18 protein-coding genes and 1 tRNA gene are annotated in these 26022 nt (G+C 32.6%); 10 read left to right on the forward strand and 9 right to left on the reverse strand.

The window, feature by feature from the left end:
• Positions 1–774 (forward strand): endonuclease/exonuclease/phosphatase family protein, encoded by a 774-nt coding sequence (locus tag A9G11_RS04190; protein ID WP_065618275.1) that lies wholly within the window; start codon positions 1–3, stop codon positions 772–774.
• On the opposite strand, the gene A9G11_RS04195 is transcribed toward A9G11_RS04190, so the two are convergent.
• Positions 761–1879 carry a transglycosylase SLT domain-containing protein gene (locus A9G11_RS04195; RefSeq protein WP_176701229.1) on the reverse strand — a complete coding sequence of 373 codons (1119 nt, stop codon included), beginning with the start codon at positions 1877–1879 and terminating at the stop codon, positions 761–763. The two genes, A9G11_RS04190 and A9G11_RS04195, sit on opposite strands and share 14 nt — an antisense overlap.
• 380 nt (positions 1880–2259) lie before the next feature.
• The gene (gene rnhA, locus A9G11_RS04200) at positions 2260–2730 is read right to left on the reverse strand and encodes a ribonuclease HI (RefSeq protein ID WP_065618277.1); all 471 of its coding nucleotides are present in this window, start codon (positions 2728–2730) and stop codon (positions 2260–2262) included.
• 216 nt (positions 2731–2946) lie between these two features.
• Between rnhA and dnaQ the strand changes: the two genes are divergently transcribed.
• From dnaQ to A9G11_RS04225, 5 genes are all read left to right on the forward strand, one after another.
• Positions 2947–3678, forward strand: a complete 732-nt coding sequence (gene dnaQ / locus A9G11_RS04205) for a DNA polymerase III subunit epsilon (protein ID WP_065618292.1) — start codon at positions 2947–2949, stop codon at positions 3676–3678.
• Between the two features lie 115 nt (positions 3679–3793).
• Positions 3794–3870 (forward strand) — tRNA-Asp (locus A9G11_RS04210).
• Positions 3871–4242: 372 nt separating this feature from the next.
• The gene (locus A9G11_RS04215) at positions 4243–4761 is read left to right on the forward strand and encodes a phospholipase D family protein (protein ID WP_065618278.1); all 519 of its coding nucleotides are present in this window, start codon (positions 4243–4245) and stop codon (positions 4759–4761) included.
• Complete coding sequence (locus tag A9G11_RS04220) at positions 4725–5207, forward strand: hypothetical protein (RefSeq protein ID WP_065618279.1); 483 nt, start codon at positions 4725–4727, stop codon at positions 5205–5207. The genes A9G11_RS04215 and A9G11_RS04220 overlap by 37 nt, the downstream gene beginning before the upstream one ends.
• 440 nt (positions 5208–5647) lie before the next feature.
• A complete protein-coding gene (locus A9G11_RS04225) occupies positions 5648–6016 on the forward strand; it encodes a YbaN family protein (protein ID WP_065618280.1) in 369 nt (122 codons plus the stop codon).
• Between the two features lie 106 nt (positions 6017–6122).
• Here A9G11_RS04225 and A9G11_RS04230 read toward each other — a convergent pair whose 3' ends face one another.
• Positions 6123–7178, reverse strand: coding sequence for a dihydroorotate oxidase (locus A9G11_RS04230; protein WP_065618281.1), 1056 nt, complete (start codon positions 7176–7178; stop codon positions 6123–6125).
• 536 nt (positions 7179–7714) lie between these two features.
• On the opposite strand from A9G11_RS04230, the gene A9G11_RS04235 reads away from it, so the two are divergent.
• From A9G11_RS04235 to A9G11_RS04245, 3 genes are all read left to right on the forward strand, one after another.
• Positions 7715–10486: a flavocytochrome c gene (locus A9G11_RS04235; protein WP_065618282.1), complete on the forward strand. Its 2772-nt coding sequence runs from the start codon at positions 7715–7717 to the stop codon at positions 10484–10486.
• Positions 10487–10515: 29 nt separating this feature from the next.
• Positions 10516–11481, forward strand: coding sequence for an FAD:protein FMN transferase (locus A9G11_RS04240; protein WP_065618283.1), 966 nt, complete (start codon positions 10516–10518; stop codon positions 11479–11481).
• A 92-nt stretch (positions 11482–11573) separates the two neighbouring features.
• Positions 11574–13034: a DASS family sodium-coupled anion symporter gene (locus A9G11_RS04245; protein ID WP_065618284.1), complete on the forward strand. Its 1461-nt coding sequence runs from the start codon at positions 11574–11576 to the stop codon at positions 13032–13034.
• Between the two features lie 105 nt (positions 13035–13139).
• Here A9G11_RS04245 and A9G11_RS04250 read toward each other — a convergent pair whose 3' ends face one another.
• The 4 genes from A9G11_RS04250 to A9G11_RS04265 all read right to left on the reverse strand — a co-directional run bounded on the left by A9G11_RS04250 (position 13140) and on the right by A9G11_RS04265 (position 19056).
• Positions 13140–14609: a Ppx/GppA phosphatase family protein gene (locus A9G11_RS04250; protein ID WP_081298415.1), complete on the reverse strand. Its 1470-nt coding sequence runs from the start codon at positions 14607–14609 to the stop codon at positions 13140–13142.
• Positions 14610–14665: 56 nt separating this feature from the next.
• The gene (gene ppk1, locus A9G11_RS04255; RefSeq protein ID WP_065618286.1) at positions 14666–16738 is read right to left on the reverse strand and encodes a polyphosphate kinase 1; all 2073 of its coding nucleotides are present in this window, start codon (positions 16736–16738) and stop codon (positions 14666–14668) included.
• A 139-nt stretch (positions 16739–16877) separates the two neighbouring features.
• Complete coding sequence (pykF, locus tag A9G11_RS04260) at positions 16878–18290, reverse strand: pyruvate kinase PykF (RefSeq protein WP_065618287.1); 1413 nt, start codon at positions 18288–18290, stop codon at positions 16878–16880.
• Positions 18291–18630: 340 nt separating this feature from the next.
• Positions 18631–19056, reverse strand: coding sequence for an META domain-containing protein (locus A9G11_RS04265; RefSeq protein ID WP_065618288.1), 426 nt, complete (start codon positions 19054–19056; stop codon positions 18631–18633).
• Between the two features lie 72 nt (positions 19057–19128).
• On the opposite strand from A9G11_RS04265, the gene hrpA reads away from it, so the two are divergent.
• Positions 19129–23004 (forward strand): ATP-dependent RNA helicase HrpA, encoded by a 3876-nt coding sequence (gene hrpA / locus A9G11_RS04270; RefSeq protein ID WP_081298414.1) that lies wholly within the window; start codon positions 19129–19131, stop codon positions 23002–23004.
• A 78-nt stretch (positions 23005–23082) separates the two neighbouring features.
• Here hrpA and A9G11_RS04275 read toward each other — a convergent pair whose 3' ends face one another.
• Positions 23083–24117, reverse strand: coding sequence for a YdgH/BhsA/McbA-like domain containing protein (locus A9G11_RS04275; protein ID WP_065618289.1), 1035 nt, complete (start codon positions 24115–24117; stop codon positions 23083–23085).
• A gap of 50 nt (positions 24118–24167) precedes the next feature.
• Positions 24168–24881 (reverse strand): helix-turn-helix domain-containing protein, encoded by a 714-nt coding sequence (locus A9G11_RS04280; RefSeq protein WP_065618290.1) that lies wholly within the window; start codon positions 24879–24881, stop codon positions 24168–24170.
• Positions 24882–26022 lie beyond the last annotated feature (1141 nt).

Below are 26022 nucleotides of genomic sequence, written 5' to 3' on the forward strand. Positions count from 1 at the left end.
ATGTTTAAGCAACGAGATTATACATTACGATATAAGGCAAATTGTGATGTTGAGGTGATCTTGCCAAATCATCATGTTATGGTTAATCAGCCATTAATCGATCACACCTCTTTTGCCGTTCTGGTTTGGAATATCTTTAAACAAAAAAGGGCAGATTGTATTCACATTTTAGAAGAATATGCACCTTTAACTAAGTTGATTCTATTACAAGAAGCTCAAACATCTGTACAATTACTAAACTTCATTAATTTAAATAACAAAATCGCTGATCATGTGCCGGCCTATGCTTTTAAAGATATTTATGCCGGTGTAATGACTATGTCCGATACGCTGCCAACTGCACTTTTATCTTTTAAAGAGAAAGAACCACTTATTCGAGTACCAAAATCAGCTTTAATTACTGTTTATCCAATTAAAAACTCAACTCAACAATTGTTAATTGCTAATATTCACGCTATTAATTTCAGTATAGGTGTTAAAATTTATCGACAACAAATGTATATGTTATTAAATCGTATAAAAGAACATAATGGACCGGTGATTTTAGCAGGGGATTTTAATGCCTGGAGTCGGCAACGTTTGAATTTGTTATATCATTTGATTCGGTCAATAGAGCTTAAGCCTGTCAATTTTAGTATTGATATTCGTAAGACTTTTATGGGAAGGCCGTTAGATTTTGTGTTTTACCGCGGATTACAATTAGATGAAGCAAAAATAATTAGCACTACTTCATCTGATCATAATCCGTTATTGGTAAATTTTAGATTGGATTAGTACTTACAAGGTTTATTGTTAAAACATCACCTTCTTTGATTCTTGGATTTTTCAATTTATTCCACTCTAAAATATCAGTTATTTTTACCCGATAATTTTGAGCAATAGAATAGAGATTATCCCCTTCTTTAACCAAATAAGTAATCTGTTTTTTGGAATTATTTCCTTGTACAAGTGGTGTACCATAACTATTATTTCTAATACCGCTATATTGAATAGTTGTTGATTTAACTTCAAATGGCATAGTGGTATGTGGAACATCTTGTAGAAGTTCAGTTATTTGTGTCGTAACCAGATTTTCAGCTAGTAACTTTTGATATAAGTCTTCTGCATATACATAAGGAACAAGTAGATGGAAAGGACCATTTACTGTTTGCTGAACATATCCTGCATTAAAACTTTTTAAGTCACTAAGAGGAATACCTGCGTATTTGGCGATTTTAGCTAGTGAGATATTTTTAGATATATCAATTCTTACAAGTGAATTTTCATAACTACAATCAGGTAGTTTGATACCATATTTTTGATTATTTCTAACAATGTCGATAATAGCTAAAATTTTTGGTACATAATGCATCGTTTCTTTCGGTAGATCTAGCGACCAATAGTTTACTGGTAAGCCATTAGCTTTATTTTTTTCCATCGCTCTTCTTACTCTGCCTTCACCAGCATTGTAAGCAGCTAAGGTTAATAACCAGTCACCATTAAAACGGTTGTTCAAATTTTGTAATAGTGAAATAGCTGAAGTTGTTGACGCAATAAGATCACGACGAGCATCAAATGAACTGCTTCGATTTAATCCGTATTCTTTAGCTGTAACAGGTACAAATTGCCATAATCCAGCAGCTTGAGCTGGTGAAGTAGCGAGTGGGTCATAGGCACTTTCAATTAATGGAACCAAAGCTAACTCAACCGGTAAATCATTTCTACGAAGCTGATTAATGATATAGTAGACGTAAGGCTCAGAACGTAATGCGATATTTTCAAATCCTTGCGGATTACGTAATAAACGTTCTCTTTCAGCCTTAACCCGACTATTTTCAGGTACACTTACATTAATTTGACTTAGCATATACTTCCATGGATTTTGAGTCATAGAAGTCATTTTAATGCTACCACCATTAACTATTGATTTTGAGTTATGCAATTTATAGACACTATTATGTCGGGAACTATGATTTTGGCATCCACCCAAAAGCAAACTTAACACTGTGAATATTAATAACTTTTTCATTAGTCTGTGATTATTTATTAAAAACATAAGTTGAGTATTATACCTAAAAGTTGTCCTTTTGGCTTCAAAAAAAAACAATTAAATCTAACTCATTGTTAATTATTGATTAATTTTTGAATATAGACTACTCAAATCGCAAAAATAAGTTGAAATACACACTTTTTTACAATTCAGAGAGCAAATTGATTAAAATTTAGCACAAAAATCTAAATTTGCGATTTAAAAGGACTGTTTTTAGGTTACGTTTTTGGTCAGATCTGAGTTTGTTCAAACACAGTATCTGACAATGTTGGCGATTCGGCCTCAGCTTTTGCAAGAAGATCACAACGTTCATTTTCTTCATGTCCAGCATGGCCTTTAACCCAAAACCATTTAATTGTATGCATTTGAGCAAGTTCGTCAAGTTTTATCCATAAATCGACATTTTTGACAGGTTTTTTATTAGCTGTCATCCAGCCATTTTTTTTCCAACCATTGATCCAATTTGAAATGCCATTACGTAAATATTGACTATCTGAATATAAATCAATTTGGCAAGGTTGTTTTAGTTGTTGCAAAGCAACGATAGCGGCTAATAACTCCATTCGATTGTTAGTGGTTTTAAAAAAACCTTGTGAAAGTATTTTTTCATTTTGTTTGTATTTTAATATTGCAGCATAGCCACCCGGTCCAGGATTACCAAGGCAGGAACCATCTGTATATATTTCTACTTTTTTTTGCATATTTAATTATCTTGTTAACTTATTGAGTTAAATACTCACTTGATTTTCATTAGAAAATAACGTTTAAAGGTGAAATGTACAGGCTGTTTTCATAAATAATTTTAGTAAACCGTACAATATCTTCATTTGTAGTAGGTATCAACATTACAGAATTTTGGTGCTAGACTATAACACTAAATTATTATTTTCCCAATACTGAAAAAAGAGAATCAAGTGATAAGTAATGCTACTCGCCAAATTGTATTAGATACAGAAACAACAGGTATGAATCAAGACGGTAATAATCATTATGAAGGACATAAGATTATTGAGATTGGTGCTGTTGAGGTGATTAATCGCCGTTTAACCGGCAATCATTTCCATGTTTATATTAATCCTGAACGCCATATAGATGAAGACGCATATAAAGTTCATGGCATTAGTGATGAGTTTGTAAAAGACCAACCAATTTTTAAAAATATTGCGCACGATTTTATTAAATTTATCGATGGTGCTGAACTTATCATTCACAATGCGTCGTTCGATGTGGGGTTTATGGATTATGAGTTTCGTCTTTGTGGTTTAGGGTTTAAAACAGCCGATCACTGTCTTATTACCGATACATTGGCGATGGCCAGACGACTATTTCCCGGTAAACGCAATAACTTAGATGTCTTGTGTGAACGCTATCAAATCGATAATTCTCATCGTACACTGCATGGTGCTTTACTTGATGCTGAGATATTAGCAGAAGTTTATCTTGCTATGACAGGTGGTCAAACCACGCTATCTTTCAGTGCTGATGAAAATAATCCTTCTTTAATGGAAAATAGTAGTGTAAAGAGAATAGAGCGAAATGGTGTGCAATTAAAAGTGATTAAAGCGTCAGAAGATGAGCTATCTGAGCATGAAACTATTTTACAGAAAATTGATAAAAAAAGTGGTGGGGCGCTCTGGCGTTCGTCTTAATGATGATTTAATATTCAATTGATCGCATTTGTGAAAAATTTTATTGACGAAAATAAAAATAATCTTTAACATCACGCCTACTTTAATGTTCTAACATTAAAACTATCAATAAAGCGGAGCGGTAGTTCAGTTGGTTAGAATACCTGCCTGTCACGCAGGGGGTCGCGGGTTCGAGCCCCGTCCGTTCCGCCAATTCTTAACAGTATATCAATCAATTCGTGAGAACTTTCTTTTATTAGAAAAACGCTTTGTGTCAAGTTTGTAGTACATTTTGATAATGTGTTTTCCGATGCTATGCATAAATACCTTAATAGAATATATATGCCCATATATTATATATTCTAACCGTTTGGTTCTAGGTTTATAAATCTTTTATGATATGAAGGATATGTACTATTTATCGAGGATACCAAATTACCTAATTGCTTACTTTTAATCACTGTCTATTTTATTTTTATAAAGCAATTCCCAATACTGACAATATTAATCGCTTCTTTAATTACATCATTAATTGTATCGTGATATAGTAATTTATCTAAAAATGATTATTAATCAGTCAATAATATGCATATTCTTAATAATGATAAGACATTATCTCAATATTTATCAGAAGTAAAAGACCAAAATATCTACATAGTCTCTGCGTTTGCAAATGGCACAGAGGATATAATAAAAAAACTAATTGACCAAAATAAACATGTGGAACTTATTATTGGTACTATCAATGCATTTTCATCTGTTGACTTTATTAAGTCTTGTGTTAAAAAAGCAAAAAACAATGAAAAATTTGATTTTTATGTCGATTTTAGATATGAAAACAGTGTTCATTGGAAACTATATACAGTATCACCAAATTTAATTATTATTGGTAGTGCGAACTTAACTATCAAAGGGCTGTCTCTTTCACGTGATACGTGTATTTCTGTAAAAAACCAAGTTCTTTATAACGATTATTTGAAAAAAATACCTGAAGTCATAAACTCAAAATCATCAGATTTTTCTGATAAATTAAATGAATATAAAGAAGCCCACAAAAAAACAGCTTCATGCCATATATATATAATCCTCCAGAACTATCCTTAAAAAAGTGGTTGAGTTCGGAGCATTGCTATGATTTACCTCTATTCATTTGGGACTCTTATTTAACTGAGGATCAGGTAGACTATATCACGACAGAAGTTGAACAAATAAGTCCTAATCAAAAGTTTGATCCGGATAAACAATGTTTATGGATCAATAAAAAGTACGCTAAAAATTATCCACAAGGCAGTATTATTTTAGCTATGAATAAAAACGGTAATTATATTTCATTTTTTAAGTGTGATGTAATCATACCCGATTCATCAGGTACTGATTTATTTCTTATTGATTTTTCCGAAACAACAAAAGATCCATTTAAATTAGAACCTAATATAAAGCGCAATTTGAAAAAAAAGGCCTCTGAGTGGTATTCAAATGACAAACATCAACTCAGTCGTAAAGATTTGAAAAAAATTGATAGAGTAAGCTGTGTTCTTACAAAGAAGTAATAAAATTGCGCGTAAAAAATCAATACAAATAATATACACAGGCAATTTAAATTAATGTTAGCTCCATAGCAAAGGAATTAACAACAATTGTAGGCTGAGCGTTAATCTATAGTACAGCTTACATCAATGGTCATATAATAATATCGTTAGTATGAAGAATGAGCGTTACCTCTTGCTGTTTTGATTGTAGATTTAACACCTAATATTAAAACGGATAAAGCGTTATTTTGTAAGACCTTTGTCCTATTTAGTCGGAACTAGTACATGTTATTTTACCTAAAAATTACGCTTTAGCGTTCAGCCAGTCACGTTGGGAATAGCGAGTTCAAGTTCTGTACGTCTTACCACTGCTTTCTTCATTCTTTATTCGTTTTTTGTCTTTGTTTGTTATACTGTTCTTTTTTAGTTTAGATCCCAATGATCGAAGGGTTATTCTTATAATGTTAAAGAAATGGTTATATATTATTTTAGGTGGTGTAACTTTTGTCCTTGGAACGGTTGGCATTTTTGTTCCTCTTTTACCTACCGTGCCATTTTATTTATTAACCGCTTATTTTTGGCTCAATAGTTCAAATCGTCTTTATAATTATTTTACGCATAGCCGTTATTATCAAACTTATATCCAACAGATGATCCTTGAAAAGAAAGCAACAAAATCTAATTTACTTAAAATGCTTATCATGGTTTTCATCGTTTTGTTAATCCCTTTTATACTGTTTAATTCTTTACATGTCAGAATTATGTTAATCGTTGTTTTTTTAGCACACCTTATTTTTGGTTATCTTTATTTTCGCAAAACAAAAAAATAGCATTTTAATCAAGAACTGTTTGATTATTCAATAGAATAAACAAATACAGGGCAAGCCCTGTATCGATATCAAGAGTAGTTAATTATATAGATTGAAGTATGTTGTGCTATTTTTGCAGACTTTTCTTTATTTCAATAGCGAGTAATGGGTTCCACATTGCGCCTGTAGCACTCATCACTGCATTCGCCCCATTTTTTATAAATTGATGATAATGTTCACTATTACTCACGCCACCAACACCAATAATAGCAAATTTTAAGTCCATTTCCCGGCGATATTTAGCTAAACGAGCAACCATATCTAAACCTGCCCAGCGAATAGCATCTCCACAAATTCCACCTTCAGGTCTTTTTTCTCCTAATGCAGGATGACCATTAGCGTCAATAGGTTTTGCTGAAAGTGTATTTATTGCACTTAATCCATCGATGATTGAACCAACTCGGGTAAGTAATGAAATGATTCTTTCATCATCAGGGAAGTAAGCCAGTTTTAAAATAAGTGGTCTATCTGGAACAGCATTTTTGATCTCATTAACAATACGCTCAACTCTACCTACATCAAAACAGAGTAGTTTACTTGCACCTTCGTTAGGACAACTTAAATTTGCCTCTAAAATCGGAGCATTGGTTTCTCTGACTAATTTTGCGGCTAATGCATAATCTTTTTCGATTTCGCCGTTACCTTTTGTTCCTTGGAAGCTTCCAATGACATATTGTCCATGTCCTGCTGATTTTACCGCATCAGCCATGTCTGGTTGCCATATATCTGGTGCAAAGGAGGGTACACCAAAAGAGTTAGTGATAGATAATGGTTGATTATAATTTGTATCGGCTAATACGGTATCAAGGTTGCACGTTAGCTTACCTTTAGGATGAACAGATAAAACATTCGGTAATGGGTGACATTTTTGAAATTGTGTTCTTACTGTTTTATAGACGCATAAATCAAATCCATACGCAAAAGCAGCTTTAATATACTTGGCGTTTAATAACGGACCCGCAGGCTGACCAAATGGTAAATTTACATCAAGATTTAAAAATTTGGTCGGTTTAGTGGTATTTTGTTCTGCTTTATCTAATTGAGCGAACAGTCCAAAAGGTCCTTGGGCATAATTATCTTCATAACTGATACTTGGGTTATAAAACGGAATCAAAGGTTTCATATTGTCTCCTGTTGCTAAATGGTATAGAAATGGTTTTGATTAAAAAGATGAGCTGGAAATGAAATGGGCATTTTTTTAAAGCAAAAAAAATCCTCCATATAGGAGGATCAATAAATAATAAGATTAAAAGAGAATGATATCGTTGTTTTGATTTTGAGTTGTGCATAACTATCATAACCGTCTTCTCTTTAAAGTGAGCTGACAGGCATTGTAGCTTAATAAAAATAAAGTTCAAGCCTAAATTGTTTAAAAATATATAAGTAAATGAAATAGTTATAATGTTTTTTTTTAGATTTTTAATTACTCTCCAGTTTAAATAATCATCAGTTTAGGTAATAAATAGTCAATACTTTATTATTCAAATATTGAATAATTAGCTAAAACATTAATAAATAGATAAAATTTGCTGTCGAAAAAATGATACTCGTTAAGGATTAATAGGTTTAATGTAAGTAATGTAAGTAGAGAATGATAATAAGTAATGTTATTATTACCGGTAACACAGAATTCCAAATAAAATAATTAGGTATATAACAATGCAAAATAAAAATATTTTTAAATCGTTAACGTTACCAAATGGAGTTGAATTAAAAAATCGGATTATGATGGCGCCGATGACGACATGTTCAGGATTTTATGAAGGATCTGTTACAAATGATTTAATTGAGTATTACCGAGCCAGAGCTGGGGAAATAGGTACAATTATTGTTGAATGTGGTTTTGTTGATGATAAAGGATTAGCCTTTCCTGGTGCTATCGGTTTAGATAGTGATGATAAAATTGAAGGTTTAGCTAAAATCGCCCATGCTATAAAGGAAAAAGGTTCAAAAGCCATTATCCAAGTTTATCACGGAGGGCGTATGGTTGAGCCGAAATTAATTGGCGGACAAACACCAGTAGGACCTAGCGCTATTGCCGCACCCCGCCCTAATGCTCCAACCCCAACAGAATTAACCGCCGATGAAGTTGATGATATGCTTAATAAGTTTGGGCATGCAGTTCGTCGAGCTATTCAAGCCGGATTTGATGGAGTAGAGCTTCATGGAGCAAATACCTATTTAATTCAACAATTTTATTCACCTAATTCTAATCAAAGAAAGGATAAGTGGGGTGGAAACCGTGATAATCGAGCAAGATTTCCATTAGCTGTATTAGAGCTTACTCATGATATGGTTAAGCAATATGCAAACAAAGATTTTATCGTCGGTTATCGATTCTCACCAGAAGAATTAGAAGTGCCGGGTATTCGTTTTGATGATTCAATGTATTTATTAGAAAAGCTCGCTGAAAAAGGACTTGATTATGTCCATTTTTCTATGGGAGCGATTCTTCGTCCATCGATTGTTGATACTCAAGATCCAACACCTTTGATAAATAAATATGTCGCTATGCGCTCAGCGACTTTGGCTAAAATTCCCGTTGTTGGCGTTGGAAATGTTGTTAATCAAAGTGATGTAGAGGCTGCATTTGAAAATGGTTATGATTTAGTAGCTGTAGGACGAGCATGTATAGCTTATCCTGATTGGCTTGATCGGATTAAACAAGGTGAAAAATTAGAGTTAGCGATTAACAGTGATAAACGTGAGGAACTCAATATTCCAATGCCTTTATGGCATTTTCCTCTTGTTGAGAGCTTAATTCGGGATGTCAATCTCACTGTTAAAAAATTTAAACCTGGAAATTTTCAAGAGAAAGTTAATGATGAGTCTTATGAATTTTTGATTAATGTTGAGCTAGGTAAAGACTTTATTAAGGATATGCAATTAGTTAACGCCAAAGAGTTTAATCATGAAATAAGTGATAATTTTTCGGTTATTAAAAATAAAATTATTGAATCAAACAGTCCTCATGTTGATGCTATATCAGGTGCAACGACTCAATGTGAGGCCTTCAAAAAAGCAGTCACTAAAGCAATGGCTAAATCCAATAAAGAAGCTATTTTGGCTGAAGGTGGTGATCCTAATGATAAAACCTATGACATTGTTGTGGTTGGTAGCGGTGGAGCAGGACTTGCGGCAGCTATTCAAGCCCATGATTTAGGTTCCAATGTCGTTATTGTTGAAAAAATGTCTATAATTGGTGGTAACACCAATAAGGCTTCAGCTGGTATGAATGCAGCCGAAACAAAATTCCAAAAATTAAAAGGTATTGTCGATAGTAAGGATCTTTTTTATAAAGAAACCATGATTGGTGGTAAAAATAAAAATAATCCTGATTTATTACGTTATTTTGTTGAACATGCTCCTGATGCAATTGATTGGTTAGATAATAATGGTATTGAATTAAGTGGTATTACTACGACCGGTGGGATGAGTATTGATCGAACTCATCGTCCGGAAAGTGGGACGGCGGTAGGTGGTTTTCTAATCAGTGGATTAGTGAAGAATATTAATAAACGAGGTATTGAAGTGATGTTAGATACCTCTGTTACTGAAATTTTGACTGAAAATCATAAAGTTATTGGTGTTAAAGCTGTTGATGAAGACGGCACTATCCAGACAATAAAAGCAAAGGCCGTTATTATTGCAACAGGTGGTTTTAGCGCTAATAAACAAATGGTTGAGAAATATCGTCCAGACCTTAAAGGATTTGTTACCACCAATCATAAAGGAGCGACGGGTTCAGGCATTATGATTTTAGAAAAACTTGGTGCTGGAACTGTAGATATGAGTGAAATACAAATCCATCCAACAGTTGAACAAACTACTTCATATTTAATTTCAGAATCGATTCGAGGTGGTGGTGCTATTTTGGTTTCCCAAGCGGGTAAGCGTTTTGTAAATGAACTTGATACACGCGATAAAGTTTCTGCTGAAATTATTAAATTACCTGAACACTATGCCTATATTTTGTTTGATCAGCAAATTCGAGTAGAAAATAAATCAGTTGAGGAATACGTATCACATGATTTAGTTATCCAAGGTGCAACGATTAGTGAATTGGCACAAAAATTATCTATTGATGCTCAAAGCTTAACAAAAACAGTTGAACGTTATAATCAATTTGTTGATAAAAAACAGGATCAAGATTTTGGTCGAACTACTGGTATGCGACATCAAATTTGTAAGTCACCTTTTTATGCAATTAAAATTGCACCTGGTATTCATCATACTATGGGGGGAGTAACTATTAATACCCAAACACAAGTTTTAGATACTGATAAACATGTGATTCAGGGAGTTTTTGCCGCCGGTGAAGTTGTAGGTGGGGTACATGGTGCAAACCGTATAGGTGGAAATGCGGTTGCTGATATTATTATCTTTGGTATGCAAGCCGGTAAAAAAGCATCAGATTACATTAAAAATTAATTAACTGTTGTTATTTGAGTTTGTTTGATATGGTGAATTCAACTTACCAATATACCCAAACTTTGCTGGGAACTACCGTTTCTTTGATACTTATAGAACCCAATGAAACGGTAGCTCAAGTTGTTTTTGATACCATAACACAACTTGAAAATAGACTGACCGTTAATCGGCCGATTTCAGAAGTTATGTTAATAAATTTAGCTGCTGGAGAACATTCGGTTGTAGTGAGTCGATCAGTTTTCTCTTTAATAGAACAAGCTCAAAAAGTGAGTCTATATCCTGATAGTTGTTTTAATTTTGCCATTGGGCCGTTGGTTAAACTTTGGAAGATTGGGTTTAAAGGAGATCGAGTCCCCACCGAGGAGCAAATAAAACAACAGTTATTATTAACAGATCCAAAGGATATAGTGCTTAACCCTGAAGATCATTCCATTTTTTTAACAAAAAGAGGAATGGAAATTGATTTGGGAGCAATAGCCAAAGGCTATATAGCAGATGTCGTAAGATTAATTTTACATCAACATAATATAGATCAAGCCATCATCAATTTAGGGGGAAATGTTCTGACATTAGGTCAATCACCTTTAAATGATGATGGATATTGGCATGTAGGATTGAGAAAACCATTTTCCGTAACTAATGAATTAGCTGGAATTATTAAAGTTAAAAATAAGTCTGTGGTGACATCGGGTATTTATGAACGTTTTTTTATCCAGAATGATCGCCTCTATCATCATATTTTTGATCCTTTGACTGGCTACCCATTAGATAATGAATTTGAAAGTGTCACCGTTATTTCGAACTCTTCATTAGAAGGGGATATTTATTCTACTTTTTTATATGGATTAGGTTTGGAAAGAGGGCGAGATTTTTTGAAAAAACATCAACATTTATCAGCCGTTTTTTTGTTGAAAAATAAAACAATAGTACTAATAAATTCTGAAAATTTCTCTTTCCTGTTACTTGATAAGCAATATGCAATGAGCTTTAGCTAATCAATCAATATAACTCTTTTATCACTTTTATTAACAGTGTCTATATTTGATTATGAATAAAATTCAGTGAATTAAATTAAAAGGAAACTACTATGAATATAGTGAAAAAACCACCAGTAAAATGGTTACCACTAATCATTATTGCTGCTATTTCGGCAGTATTATGGTTATTTGTTCCTCCTCCGGAAGGCATAAGTATTGAAGGTTGGCATACAAGTATCATTTTTGTAGCAACTATTGCTTGTATTGTGGCTGAAATAATGCCTATTGGGGCTATCGGTCTATTGGCGATCACTGTGTTTGCAGTACTAAGACCTTCAGGTGCGACGAATGCAACTGATTCGATAAAAATCGCTTTGAGTGAATTAAATAGTAGCCTTATTTGGCTAATCGTTATTGCATTTATGATCGCTCGAGGTTTTATAAAAACAGGATTAAGCAAACGTATTGCTTATTATTTGGTTAAGATTTTAGGCAAAAATACGTTGGGATTAGCTTATGGTTTATCAGTCACCGATATTGCTTTGGCGCCTGCAATTCCAAGTACTACAGCTCGTGCCGGGGGAGTTATTTATCCTATTGCTGAGGCCTTATCGATTAACTTTAATTCTAATCCTAAAGATGAGTCAAGAAATCGAATTGGTACTTTTTTGATGTTAACGATTAGTCATGTCAATGATATTACTTCGGCTATGTTTTTAACTGCTTTTACCGGGAATTTATTGGCAGCCAAACTAGTGACAACGTCACTTGGTATCACTTTAGGTTGGGGACAATGGTTTATTGCGGCTATAGTTCCTTGCTTAGTTTCATTTATTGTTATTCCTATTGTCATTTATTTATTAACCAATCCAGAACTTAAAAAAACCCCTCAAGCACCTAAATTAGCGGCTGATGAGTTAAAAAAAATGGGCAGAATAAGTCTTAAAGAAACTATTATGGGACTAACTGTTATCTTATTACTGGTATTATGGATTTTCGGTAATAACTTTGGCATTGAAGGAACAACCACAGCTTTTATTGGTTTAACTATACTAATATTAACTGGCGTATTAAGCTGGGATGATATAAAAGGTGAGAAGGCAGCATGGGATACACTGATTTGGTTTGCCGCTTTATTAATGATGGCAGGTCAAGTGAATAAACTAAATGTAACTAGATGGTTAGGTGACACAATTGGTAAAGCCGTCCAAGGTCATTTAGGTGAAAGTAGTTGGGTTGTTGTTTTGATTATTTTATGTGTAGCTTATGTCTATTTACATTACTTCTTTGCTAGTGGTAATGCACATATTGCCGCATTATTCCCTGTATTTTTATCTGTGGCAATTGCACTTGGTGTGCCTACATTCATAGCTATTTTTGCATTAGTTATCTGTACTAACTATTTTGGCTCAATTACCCAATTTGCTAATGCCAGAAATCCTTTACTTTTTGCCGAAGGTTTTGTTCCAGTAAAAACATGGTGGAAAGTAGGTTTTATCTGTAGTGTAGTTAATTTATTAATTGTGTTTACTGTAGGTATTTTGTGGTGGAAGATTATCGGACTAGGTTGATAATTACTGCTAAAAATCTATTTTGCAATATATCTGTTTTTATACCGCCAACTGTCATTGGCGGTATTTTTATTGTTTATATAGTGAATTCATATTGTTATTAAATTAGCAGGTTTCAATCGATAATTTCCAGTCATTAACCGATTTCCAATATTTTTGTTCTTGCTCTAAATCAAGTAAAATCAATTTATTACTTTCAACAAATCTTTTATTGATTTTCAATGTGATTTTGCTTAATTCCTTATTTGCTATTTTTAGTTCAAAAGCTTCAATGTTGAGATCAGCATTGCGTTGGTTATTAATTAAAATAGAAAGTCTAAGAATTTGTAATAACGGAATAATGTGTTTGTATTCAAATAAGCTAAAATAAGGAAAATCACTCATATTTATTGATTTTCTATGATAACGTACCAATGTCGATAACAATAATTGTTGCTCTTCATTAAACCCGGGTAAATTACTATTTTTCAAAATATAGCTGGAATGTTTATGAATAGAAGAGAAGTTTATTTTTAATCCTACTTCATGTAATTGTGCCGCCCAATATAATATGGCTTCTAAATTAGGAGGGATAGAAATTGATGCTTGATTTTTCCATTGATTGAATAGATATTTTGCAGTTTTAACCACTTGTTTGGCATGGCTTTCATCAATATTATAGTGTTGAGAAAGTGATTCAGCCGTATTTTGTCTGACATCACGGTAATTAGGACCATCAATTAGTTCATATAAAACACCTTCACGTAATGCACTTGGACTGTAATGTACAGCTTCTAAACCTAATGCATTAAAAACGCCACTAAATATTGCTAATCCGCCGACAAAGACGTTTTTTCTTTCTTTAGAAAGAGAAGGGTAATCAATATCATGAAAAGATTTAAACTCTAGAACATAACTAATCAGGTCATTTAATCGTTGCGAGGTGATAATACCGTCACTCACACCGAGATCTAATAAGATATTGTAGATACTTTTAAATGTTCCTGATGTACCAAAAGCAATTGTTATATTTTGTTTTTTTATGGTATTAACCATGCCTTCTATTTGCTGTTCTGCAGCTAGCTTTGCTCGTTGAAATGATGCTTTGTCGATGCGTTGCTCAGGAAAAAATTGTTTGGTATAAGTTACACATCCCATAGGCCGACTACCTACAATCACGGGTTTTAAATCATTACCTTTTCCTATCGCAATTTCAGTTGAACCTCCTCCAATATCCATGACAAATTTCGTATCCGTTGCCGAAGTGGATTCGGTTGTCATGGTACCTAAGTAAATAAGACGAGCTTCTTCTTGTCCTGAAATAATCTCAATTGGATAGGGTAGTACTTTGGTTGCTTCATTTAAAAATTGCAGTCGATTTTTTGCAACACGTAATGTATGAGTGGCTACAATTCTTACGTTTTCAATTGGAAAACCAATTAATCTCTCTGCAAATAAATTAAGACATTCAATTCCTCGTTTGATACTTGATTCACTTAATTCTAAATCAGCATTTAATCCAGTCGCTAAATGGATATTTTGCTTATTTTTATAAATAATTTGTGTAGCACCATTAATACTGCGTACAATAACCATATGAAAACTATTTGAACCGAGATCAATCACAGCATATTCATTAAATTCATTCACTTTCAAACATCCTTATTAAAGGTTTCTAATTGTTTTAAATAATCATAAATGACACGTTGCGCTCTTATTTTTTTCTTATTACCTCTTTGTACATAGTTATTCATATTATCTTTATCAATAATGCGTGCTTTGACATTATCATTGCATTGAATGTTAAAAATATCATGGATAGTTGATTTTATCGTTGGATCAAAAATTCTTACACCAACTTCAATACGGTTATCTAAATTACGGGGCATCCAGTCTGCCGAAGAGATGTAAGTATCTTTTTGGCCATCATTTTCAAAGATATAAACCCGCGCATGTTCTAAATACTGATCTACAATACTTGTGACATAGATGTTTTCACTTAAATTAGGAATTTGTGGAACTAAGACACAGGTACCTCGTACTATCATTCTTATTTTTACGCCGGCACATGATGCACGATAGAGTTGATCTATCATCTCTTTATCGGTAATTGCATTAAGTTTTAAGTATATACCTGAGGTTTTTCCTGCTTTGGCATTGGCTATTTCCCGTTCAATAAATTCGTAAAATCGTAAACGTGTATTTTGGGGAGAAACAAGCAGATAATTAAATGATACTGGTTTAAAGGGATTTTCAATAAAATTGAATACCTTTATAACTTCATTAGTAATAGCTGGATCTGCCGTTAGTAGTGAAAAGTCAGTATAGATCCGTGCGGTTTTTTCGTTAAAATTACCTGAACCTATATGAGCATAGCGCACAATTTTATCATTTTCTTTACGATCTATTAAAAATAGTTTGGCATGAATTTTCAATTTAGGTTGGGAATAAATTACCTTAATGCCACTACTAATCAATCTTTTAGCCCATTTGATATTAGCTTCTTCGTCAAAACGTGCTTGTAGTTCAACGACAACGGTAACTTTTTTACCATTGTTTGCCGCGTTGATAGCAGCATGAATAAAACGCGAATCTTTTGCTACTCGGTAAATATTCATACGAATATGTGTCACCGTTGGATCAAAAGAAGCTTGTCGCATGATTTCTAAAACATGACCAAATGAATAGTAAGGGTAATAGAGCAATACATCACGATCTTTAATGGTGGCAAAGGCATTTCTAAACTGTTTGAATCGATTATATGCCAAGCTATGTAATCGTTTGTTTAATAGATTTTTACCACCTAAGTCGGGAAAGCGAACTAAATCTTTAAAATTAGGATAACGGCCACCAGGCATAGCATCTTGTTCAGTTAATCTTAATTTATTAATTAACAATTCAAATAAAGCCTTAGGCATATCTTTTTGGTAAATAAAACGTACCGGTTGTGCTGTTAAACGTTGTTTTAAACCTTGTGACATTAATTCAAGTAGACTATCTAATTCAGTATTTAATTCGTATTCAGCATCCCGATTGATATTGATTGAATAGGCATTTAACTCTTTAGCATCAAAAAAGACTTTAAAAATATCAGATAAACAATAGCGCAGTATGTTATCTAAAAAGATGATAGATTTATTTTTAGTTGATGTTTCTGAAGGCAGCAAAACAAACCTTGGAACATGATCTGTCGGAAGTTCAATTAGAGCATAACTAATGCTATCTTCACAGATGATTTCAACAGCTAAATAAGCATGGTCATCTTTCAAAAATTGAATGAGTTCAGTATGGCTATCAAGGAGAATAGGGGTAATATATTGTCTCAAATTTTGTTTATAATAATTTTTTATCCAATTCTCTTGATATGATGATAATTGTCTCTCATTGATTAAAAAAATCTGGTTCCTAGCCATTTCAAGTAGCAATTCGTTATAAAGCTGGTCAAACTGTAACTCAAGTTGAATAACTTTCTGATTAACTTGTCGCAATAATTGATGTTTTGCGTTTGATGTAGAGGAGTGCGATTGTTCTTGTTCAATCAGTACATATTTTTTTAAATTGGCAAATTGAACTTTATAAAATTCGTCAAGATTGCTGGAATAGATCCCTAAAAAACGAATTCGTTCGATAAGTGGATTACTTTTGTCTGCTGCTTCTTGTAAAACACGTTGATTAAATGCCAGCCAACTAAGTTCTTTTGGTAAATACACTTTTTCTTCAATCATTTTTATCTCTTACAATCTTTATAATATTTTTTTATAACAGGATAACTTAAGTTAAAAAAAAAGCTAGCATATAGCTAGCTTTTTATTTTTTGAATACTTAAGTATAATTTAATACACAATAAGTATGGCATTATAATAGTTAAATGCGATGAACCGATGTTGTATTAGTTGTTCCACTAGGTACTAATGCACCAGAAACCATTACAATAATATCACCTTGTTTAAGACCACAGTTTTTAACTGCCATCTCTTTACCTAAACGATAAAAATCATCAGTAGAGTTAATTGAGTCAATCAAAATCGGTTCAACACCTTTTGAAACTGCTAATTGATTAACCGTTTTTTGACTAGATGAAAGTGCTAAGATACGTGCTTTAGGGAAGTAGTGACGAACTTCACGAGCAGATTTACCACTACGAGTTGCTACAACGATTAGTGGTGCATTTAAACGTTCAGCGATTTCAACTGCACCACAACATACTGCTGAGGTAATGCTTAAAGTACCTTCTTTTGCATTTAACTCTAGTGAAGCAGGAATTGTTTTGTCTGTACGTTGACAAATTGTTGCCATGACGTTTACTGTTTCAAGTGGATATTTACCTTTAGCACTTTCACCTGAAAGCATAACTGCATCAGTACCGTCAATAATCGCATTAGCAACATCGCCAGCTTCAGCACGGGTAGGGCGTGGATTTTTGATCATAGAGTCAAGCATTTGTGTCGCAGTAATAACAGGTTTTGAAGCCTTATTACATTTTTTAATCATCATTTTTTGTGCGAAAATGACTTCTTCAACAGCAATTTCAACACCTAAATCACCACGTGCGACCATAATACCATCAGAAGCATCTAGAATTTCATCGAAATTATCTAAACCTTCTTGGTTTTCAATTTTAGAGATAATTTTGATATCTTCGCCACCATGTGTTTTTAAATGTGCGCGGATATCTTCAACATCAGAACGCTTACGTATGAATGAAGCAGCAATAAAGTCAACGCCTTGTTCACAACCAAAAATAAGGTCATTTTTATCTTTTTCTGCTAATGCAGGTAGTTTGATTGAAACGCCTGGTAAATTAATACCTTTGTTTTCACCTAAATCACCATTATTTAAAACGGTACAGATAACTTCGTTACCTTTAATTTCTTTAACTTCCATAGCAATTAAACCATCATCAACTAATACTCGATTGCCTGGTTTAAGATCATGGGCAAAACCTTCATAAGTAACAGCAACTCGTTGAGAGTTACCAACAACAGTTTTATCTGTTGTGAAAATAAATGTTTGGCCGGCAACAAGTGAAACATCATTACCACCTTCTAATTTGATAGTACGAATTTCAGGGCCTTTGGTATCTAACATGATAGCCGCTTTTAAGCCTGTTTCTTGCATCACTTCACGTAAATTTTTAATGCGGTTACCATGTTCTTCATAATCACCATGTGAAAAATTTAGACGCATTACATTCATGCCGGCATTTAATAGCTTAGCTAGCATCTCTTTTGATTCGGATTTTGGTCCAATGGTACAAACAATTTTTGTCTTTTTCATAATATTATCTACTATACTAGTTGTTAAGGTTAATGTTTAAATTTTAATTAAACCAAGGTTATATAAAACCAAGGTTAGAGTATTGGTATGATTGGTAAATAAATGGGCAATAGTAACTGAAGAATAGTTACTGAAATCACATAAAATGTTTGAGGAATAAGCTAATTTCATCAATAATATGGAGCCATAAAATTTAGACGTATTATAGTCTTAACCTTTTTTTAAATAAAGTTTTTTATGCATAAATATGATTCATGTTTGAGCAAATAAGTGACAATTGAAATACCTTAATCTAAACACTAGTTTGTCAAGGTATTTTCAGGAATAAACTACGTTTTAATCACATCAGATCTTTAAGTTTATAAATAAGCTCATTATCTTTATTTTTTAAAGTCAATAGATCTTTATCTAAGCTAACTTCTGCGCCTTTGGTAATAAGTTGTTCTATTATAGAATCTAATTTATCTAGTTGATCATCATTGCAAAGTGTTTTAGTCATTGTCATTTCGGAACTTTTAATTATATTGTTATTTAACTCAACACTAGCTGCAAAATCATTACATATTTTACCGGAAATGTTCATATTCTCACCAAATTGTAATTCAATTTGTTTATCCGGTGAAATATCTTCTCCATTCGCTTTAATGAGAACAAAACGATGATGCATAAGATCTTTTTCCATTATCTTGGTAGAGGTAGAGTCATTACATCCTGTTATAAAAAATGTAACAGCAAATAAAATAATTAGGGAAATCGTTTTTTTCATATAAACTCCTAAGATAAGTAAAATTTGCTATAATTAATCCCAATACAAATAAAAAAATATACTAGACTCCTTATGTTATCTCAACAACACTCAAAACTCTTAGAATCAACAACTTATTACGATAACCATAGAATAATAAAGTTAGCGCGAAAAAGTCGCAATCTTAGCGAGATTGATTCGTTTATTCAGCAAGCTGTTAACCATTATCAATCTAGATTATTATCCTTTCCAAAGCAAATTGATTTTCCGGATAATTTACCGGTAGTAGAAAAAAAAGCTGATATTTATGAAGCTATCAAAAATCATCAAGTCGTCATTATCGCTGGTGAAACAGGTTCTGGAAAAACCACGCAAATTCCGAAAATTTGTCTAGAGTTAGGATTAGGTCTTAAGGGCTATATAGGTCATACTCAACCTCGTAGACTTGCAGCACGTTCAGTTGCTACTCGTATCGCTCAAGAGTTGGGAACAGAAATAGGGCAGATCGTTGGTTATAAAGTCAGATTTTCCGATCATGTTAATGAGACAACTTTAATTAAATTAATGACAGATGGAATTTTGCTTGCAGAAATTCAACAAGATAAACTGTTATTGCAATATGACACTATTATTATTGATGAAGCGCATGAACGTAGTTTAAATATTGACTTCATATTAGGTTACTTAAAACAATTATTACCAAAACGACCCGATCTAAAAGTAATCATTACATCTGCAACTATTGATGTTGAACGTTTTTCTAAACACTTCAATCAAGCTCCGATTATTGAAGTTTCCGGTCGAACTTTTCCTGTTGAAGTCAGATATCGCCCTCCGTATTATGACGAAAACGATAATGAAAGTGAAAAAAATAGCAATTTTCAGCCTATCATTGATGCAATTGATGAACTCTCTAATGAAAGTCATGGAGATATACTGATTTTTTTAACCGGTGAGCGGGAGATTCGGGATCTGGCTGATAGCTTAAATAAATTAGAACTTCGTCATACTGATATTTTACCTTTATATGCCAGATTATCTGTATCTGAGCAAAATCGTATTTTTCAATCTCATACTCATCGACGTATCATTCTTGCGACTAATGTGGCAGAAACTTCGTTGACTGTACCCGGAATTAAATATGTAATCGATCCGGGTTTGGCTAGAATTAGTCGATATAGTTATCGAACAAAAGTACAACGTTTACCTATTGAACCTATTTCGCAAGCTTCGGCTAATCAGCGTAAAGGTCGTTGTGGTCGAACATCAGATGGTGTCTGTATTCGTTTATATGATGAACAAGATTTTTTATCTCGCCCTGAATTTACTGAGCCAGAAATCTTACGAACTAATCTTGCTTCAGTTATATTACAAATGACCTCATTAGGTTTGGGGGATATAGCTGCTTTCCCATTTGTTGAGTCTCCTGATTCGAAATACATTCGTGATGGGATTCGCTTACTTGAGGAATTAGGAGCAATATATACCAAACATCAGCAATATCATTTGACTGAAATTGGACAGATTTTATCTCAGTTACCTATAGATCCTCGTTTAGCTAGAATGCTAGTTGAAGCAAGACGGTTAGCTTGTACTAAAGAGATCATGATTATTACCGCGGCTCTATCAATTCAAGATCCGAGAGAACGTCCATTTGATAAACAACAAGCCTCTGATGAAAAACATCGTCGTTTTGCTGATAAAGAATCTGATTTTATATCACTTATTAACTTATGGAATTATATTAAGGAACAACAAAATACGCTGTCAGGCAATCAATTTAGACGCTTATGTCAAAAAGAATTTTTAAATTACCTGCGTATTCGAGAGTGGCAAGATGTCTATACACAAATCCGACAAACTATTAAACAATTAGCTTTTCCAATTAATAGTCAAGTAGCTGATTATCGTTCATTACATGTTGCTTTACTTAGTGGTTTGTTATCACATGTCGGTATGAAAGAACTCGAAAGACATGAATACATCGGCGCACGAAATATTAAATTTGCAATTTTCCCAAATTCAGCACTTTTTAAAAATCAACCTAAATGGTGTATTGCGAGTGAATTAGTTGAAACCAGTCGATTATGGGGAAGGACAGTTGCTAAAATAGAAGCTGATTGGATTGAACCGATAGCCAAGCAATTGGTTAAATATAGTTATAGTGAACCTAGGTGGTCTAAAAAGCAGGGGACTACGATAGCCAATGAAAAAGTAACATTATTTGGTTTACCAATTGTAGCTAGCCGATTGGTAAATTATAGTAAAATTGATCCAGTATTGAGTCGTACGCTTTTTATTCGTCATGCGCTTGTTGAAGGTGACTGGGTCACAAATCATAAATTTTATAAACAAAATCAAAAATTGATTGAAGAAGTTGAAGATCTTGAACATAAATCTCGCCGACAAGATATTTTAATTGATGATGAAGATTTGTTTAATTTTTATGAGCAACGAGTAGATAAGACAGTGATATCCGCTAAACATTTTGATACTTGGTGGCGTAAAAAGCAAAAGTCTGATCCTAATTTTCTTGATATTGAAAAAAATATGTTGATCAGACAGTCGGCACAACTGTTTAATTTAAATGACTTCCCTGATTTTTGGTATCAAGATAATTTAAAATTACCATTAATTTACCATTTTGATATAGGTCATAATCGTGACGGTGTCACAATTAAAATACCAATCAATGTGTTAAATCAAATAAAAAATAGTAGTTTTGATTGGCAAGTACCAGGATTTAGACATGATCTTATCGTATCATTAATTAAATCACTTCCTAAATCACTTCGTCGTAATCTGGTACCGGCACCAAATTACGCTGACGCATTTTTAGCAAGAATAAGCACAACAGATCAGCCTTTGTTAGCTACCTTGGCAAATGAATTTAGAAAAATGACCGGTGTGAAAATTACCGAAGAGGATTGGCAGTTAGATCAAATTCCTGATTATTTAAAGATGACATTTGTCATTGTTGATAACGATAATAAAGAAATAGCCTCTGGCAAAGATTTGACTATACTTAAAGAGCAACTTAAGCAACAAGTTCAACAAGCATTGTCATCATTAACAAGCAAAAAAAGTGTTCAATTAGAACAAAACAATCTGACTGACTGGAATTTTGGATCATTACCAGCCATTTATGAAGAAAAACAAAAAAATTATACAGTAAAAGCTTATCCCACTATTATTGATAATCAACATTCAGTAAGTATAAAATTAATTGATAATCAACAGGAACAACAGCGATTAACCAAATTGGGGATCAGGCGATTACTTATGCTAAATATTCCTTCGCCTATTAAGTATTTACACGAAAAGCTACCTAATAAATCTAAACTAGGACTCTATTTTAACTCATTTGGTACGGTTTTAACACTTATCGATGATTGTATTGCATGTGGTGTTGATCATCTGATTGAAACAAATAATCAAATCATACACAATGAAAATCAATATCATGAACTACTTAATTATACCAAAGTACACATAAATGAAACTGTCGTTGACATTGCTAAACAAGTTGAGGCAATTTTGACGTTGCATTTTGCCATTAATAAAAAATTAAAAGGACGTGTTGATTTATCTTTGGCCTTTGCTTTATCAGATATAAAAAAACAACTTAGCTGTTTAGTATATAAAGGTTTTGTGTCACAAACGGGGTACAAAAGACTTAATGATATTTATCGATATTTATTGGCCATCGAAAAACGGATTGAAAAACTTTCAGCCAATATCGCTAAAGATAGACAATCAATGGCTATAATTGAAGATGTTGAAAAACAATACGAAAGTTGGATGAATACTTTGCCGGAAATTCAAAGAATACAAGAAAAGGTAACTAATATACGCTGGATGATTGAAGAGCTTAGAGTCAATTTATTTGCCCAACAAATTGGAACGCCTTATCCAGTATCAGCTAAACGAATTAAGCAACAAATTGATTCTGTAAAATCTGAATTATGATCTAATAAATCGATTGGGAAGATTTACATAGATACATAGGAATAAAAGAGGGGCGCAAATGCGCCCAATTTTTTAAAATTATCGATAGAGATCAACAAAAACAGTAATATTTGGACCATTGGTATCTTGAGCTATGCGAGCTATATGATAATATTTAGCACCTTTATCAATTGCTCGTTTACCTGCTTGATAAGAAATTTCTTGATCTGTTACATAGTAACCTCTGAATTTTACTGTATCAAATGCGACCATTTTAGCTGCAGTGGCATCATTTAATTCTTGAATCTTACGTCCATCAGGAAGTGTTACAGTGTAACGTGATACTCGTTGCGGCTCCGTTGCAACAGCAGGTGTTGATGTTGCTTCAGCACTAGACTGTGTTGTTACATTATTTTTTGAGGTTTTATCAATAACTTTATTATTGAATTTCTCAGCATAAAATTTTTCATTAAATGCCGAAGGGGAATAATACCCCGGACGTTCTACTTGCATAGCTGCTTCGCCACCTTTAGCTAAGGCAAGTTGTCCTGCCTCTGAGTCATACGGTATGGCATTTTCAGGTTGGATTTTACGTTCAGGTGCATCTTTCTTAAATAAATAAGCTGCAACTTGTAAATTACTGCCTAATTCAGAACGACTATCAATATAAAATCCGTAAGCACCTTTAGCAGAAGCTTCTTTTGCTATGGCTTGGTTTATGTCAACTTCACTTGGGAAGTAACCACGAATACGAACAATATCAAAAGGTTCAAGTCGAATTGCTTTTGATTTAGGATATTCATAAACACCTTCGAAACGGCGAAGATTCTCTGGTTTTTCTACGGCCTTAGGTGCATCGGCTTTATATAAATTAGCATAAACAATGCGTAGGGTATCATTAGATGGGCTAATATTTGTCGTTGTTATATAAAAAGCAGCAGCACCTTCTTTATCTGCAGCTCTAGACATTGCCATTACATAATCAGTGTCAGTATAAAATGCCCCACGAACAGAAATTTGTTTAAAAGATTGTAAGCTACTAGCTTGTTCTTCATTTAATTGTTGTGCAGCAAAAGAATACATAGGAATGATTGCAATAGTCGTTGCAATAAGAGTTTTCTTTATACTTGTCATATTTAATAGACCTTACAGTAAAATTTTAGTTATTTTAACACATAATAAATTCAATTACCTAAATCGATTAAGGCATTCAAATTTTTGATAACAATATATTTACCTCTTGCAGATAATATATTTTTCTCTTGAAATTTGGATAAACTACGACTAACTGTTTCAATAGTTAATCCTAAATAATTAGCAATATCAGCTCTACTCATTGCTAATTTTATATTTAGCGACGAATGACCACGCTGTTCATAACGTAAATAAAGAGAGTGAATAAAAATAGCCAAACGCTCATCGGCTTTGTATTGCGAATAACATAACACTAATTTTTGATAATTATAAATATCATTACTTAATAATTTAAAAACCAAGTCTCTAACATTCTTATTTATCTCAATCAAAGACATTAGTTCTTCATATTTAAGTTCACACACAGACGTATCGGTTAACGCTTTTATATTATTATTATATTTTTTAGTAGAAATACAATCTAATCCAACAATATCACCTGGTAAATAGAATCCATTGATTTGTTCATTGTTATCTGCGGTTGTGATGTAGGTTTTTACTGCTCCAGAGTGGATAATATAAAATCGAGTAAATTCGGTATTTTTTGATACTAAAATTTCGTCTTTCAAGTAAGACTTTTTGCGATCTAAAACTGTTCCTAATTTGTCATTTAACAATAGAGGAATACATAACGAGCCAATACTACATAATTCGCAAGGAACAGAGTAGCTGTTCGATCGTAATGGCTTATGAATGCTTTGCATGATGATATATCTTTAATTCTAATTTTATGTGTTAAGATTACCATTTTTGGGTTAAAACAACAATTATTCCGAATGATTATTTTTTATAAATGATCTAATAGATCCTTTTTGTTTTTACGATTTATACAAATTGCTTAGTTATAAAAATATAGGATTTATCTAAGATAATTTGAAAATGTTTTTTTTCATATCAATACAATTTTTATAAAACTATTCGTATTAGTGATCTATCGAAGTCATTTAATGAAACGAATTATATAAAAATTATTTGTAATAATAAGTGAGAGTAGAAGTGGTAACTAATTTAAAAATATTCAATATATTAACAATAATTATCCAATTTAACATAATATACATTATGCGCACTTATAAAGAATTTAGATGCGTTAATCAATTTTAATCAGGATAATTCATCTCATTTTTTAAATTTTCATTCGTGTTGGTTTTACAATACTTTTATGTGAGAGCAATATTATTATCACAAGGTAAATTAACTGAAGTTGACACTTCTGTTTTTTAATAACTTCAAAAATTCAGATTTACTATTGGTTAATGATGAGCATGATAAAATGATAGAACTTTTTATCATGCAATAAATATACGGCAACAATTACTGTTTTTGTGACACATAATTTACTATGAGTTAACCTTAGGATTCGTATCAACGTCTGTTTGTGTTTGTTGATAAATGTGTTTGAGTATCTTTTAAGCCGTCAACTTAAAATGTATCTTATGAGCTAAGATTACCAAAATGAAAAATTGCCATTTTTCCCTAGTTAGCAGTTAGGTTGTTATTGAATTTAATTCCTTCTGACGTAACTCTTCATTATTGCATCTATGATTTGATTATTAATATGAAGCTGTGTATTACCTATAGTGGTTTTGATGATAAATTCTATACTTACTTAAAACTGGTAATGCTCTTTTCATCTTTTTAAGTAAGTTGTTTATAATTATCTTTCAATAATTATCCTTAAAGCACTTTAGTTTAAAGCTGACTATAACCAATAAATTTATTGGGTTTACTCATTGCATTATCAGTTTTTGTATACTATCACTTAGTTTAGATCATTGAATAATACATCTTTAAAAATAATCTATTAAATATCAATTAGTTAAAGTTACAATAATGTATATTATG

Source organism: Gilliamella sp. wkB108 (assembly GCF_001690195.1).
Lineage (GTDB): Bacteria > Pseudomonadota > Gammaproteobacteria > Enterobacterales > Orbaceae > Gilliamella > Gilliamella apicola_L.

What these genes read in the sequence shown, in the direction of transcription:
- A9G11_RS04250 (WP_081298415.1), bottom strand. Translation starts at nt 14,609, where the DNA reads ATGGTTATTGTACGCAGTATTAATGGTGCTACACAAATTATTTATAAA.
- rnhA (WP_065618277.1), bottom strand. Translation starts at nt 2,730, where the DNA reads ATGCAAAAAAAAGTAGAAATATATACAGATGGTTCCTGCCTTGGTAAT.
- A9G11_RS04230 (WP_065618281.1), bottom strand. Translation starts at nt 7,178, where the DNA reads ATGAAACCTTTGATTCCGTTTTATAACCCAAGTATCAGTTATGAAGAT.
- A9G11_RS04240 (WP_065618283.1), top strand. Translation starts at nt 10,516, where the DNA reads ATGGTGAATTCAACTTACCAATATACCCAAACTTTGCTGGGAACTACC.
- A9G11_RS04190 (WP_065618275.1), top strand. Translation starts at nt 1, where the DNA reads ATGTTTAAGCAACGAGATTATACATTACGATATAAGGCAAATTGTGAT.
- A9G11_RS04265 (WP_065618288.1), bottom strand. Translation starts at nt 19,056, where the DNA reads ATGAAAAAAACGATTTCCCTAATTATTTTATTTGCTGTTACATTTTTT.
- A9G11_RS04215 (WP_065618278.1), top strand. Translation starts at nt 4,243, where the DNA reads ATGCATATTCTTAATAATGATAAGACATTATCTCAATATTTATCAGAA.
- hrpA (WP_081298414.1), top strand. Translation starts at nt 19,129, where the DNA reads ATGTTATCTCAACAACACTCAAAACTCTTAGAATCAACAACTTATTAC.
- ppk1 (WP_065618286.1), bottom strand. Translation starts at nt 16,738, where the DNA reads ATGATTGAAGAAAAAGTGTATTTACCAAAAGAACTTAGTTGGCTGGCA.
- A9G11_RS04195 (WP_176701229.1), bottom strand. Translation starts at nt 1,879, where the DNA reads ATGACTTCTATGACTCAAAATCCATGGAAGTATATGCTAAGTCAAATT.
- pykF (WP_065618287.1), bottom strand. Translation starts at nt 18,290, where the DNA reads ATGAAAAAGACAAAAATTGTTTGTACCATTGGACCAAAATCCGAATCA.
- A9G11_RS04280 (WP_065618290.1), bottom strand. Translation starts at nt 24,881, where the DNA reads ATGCAAAGCATTCATAAGCCATTACGATCGAACAGCTACTCTGTTCCT.
- A9G11_RS04225 (WP_065618280.1), top strand. Translation starts at nt 5,648, where the DNA reads ATGTTAAAGAAATGGTTATATATTATTTTAGGTGGTGTAACTTTTGTC.
- A9G11_RS04235 (WP_065618282.1), top strand. Translation starts at nt 7,715, where the DNA reads ATGCAAAATAAAAATATTTTTAAATCGTTAACGTTACCAAATGGAGTT.
- A9G11_RS04245 (WP_065618284.1), top strand. Translation starts at nt 11,574, where the DNA reads ATGAATATAGTGAAAAAACCACCAGTAAAATGGTTACCACTAATCATT.
- A9G11_RS04275 (WP_065618289.1), bottom strand. Translation starts at nt 24,117, where the DNA reads ATGACAAGTATAAAGAAAACTCTTATTGCAACGACTATTGCAATCATT.
- A9G11_RS04220 (WP_065618279.1), top strand. Translation starts at nt 4,725, where the DNA reads ATGCCATATATATATAATCCTCCAGAACTATCCTTAAAAAAGTGGTTG.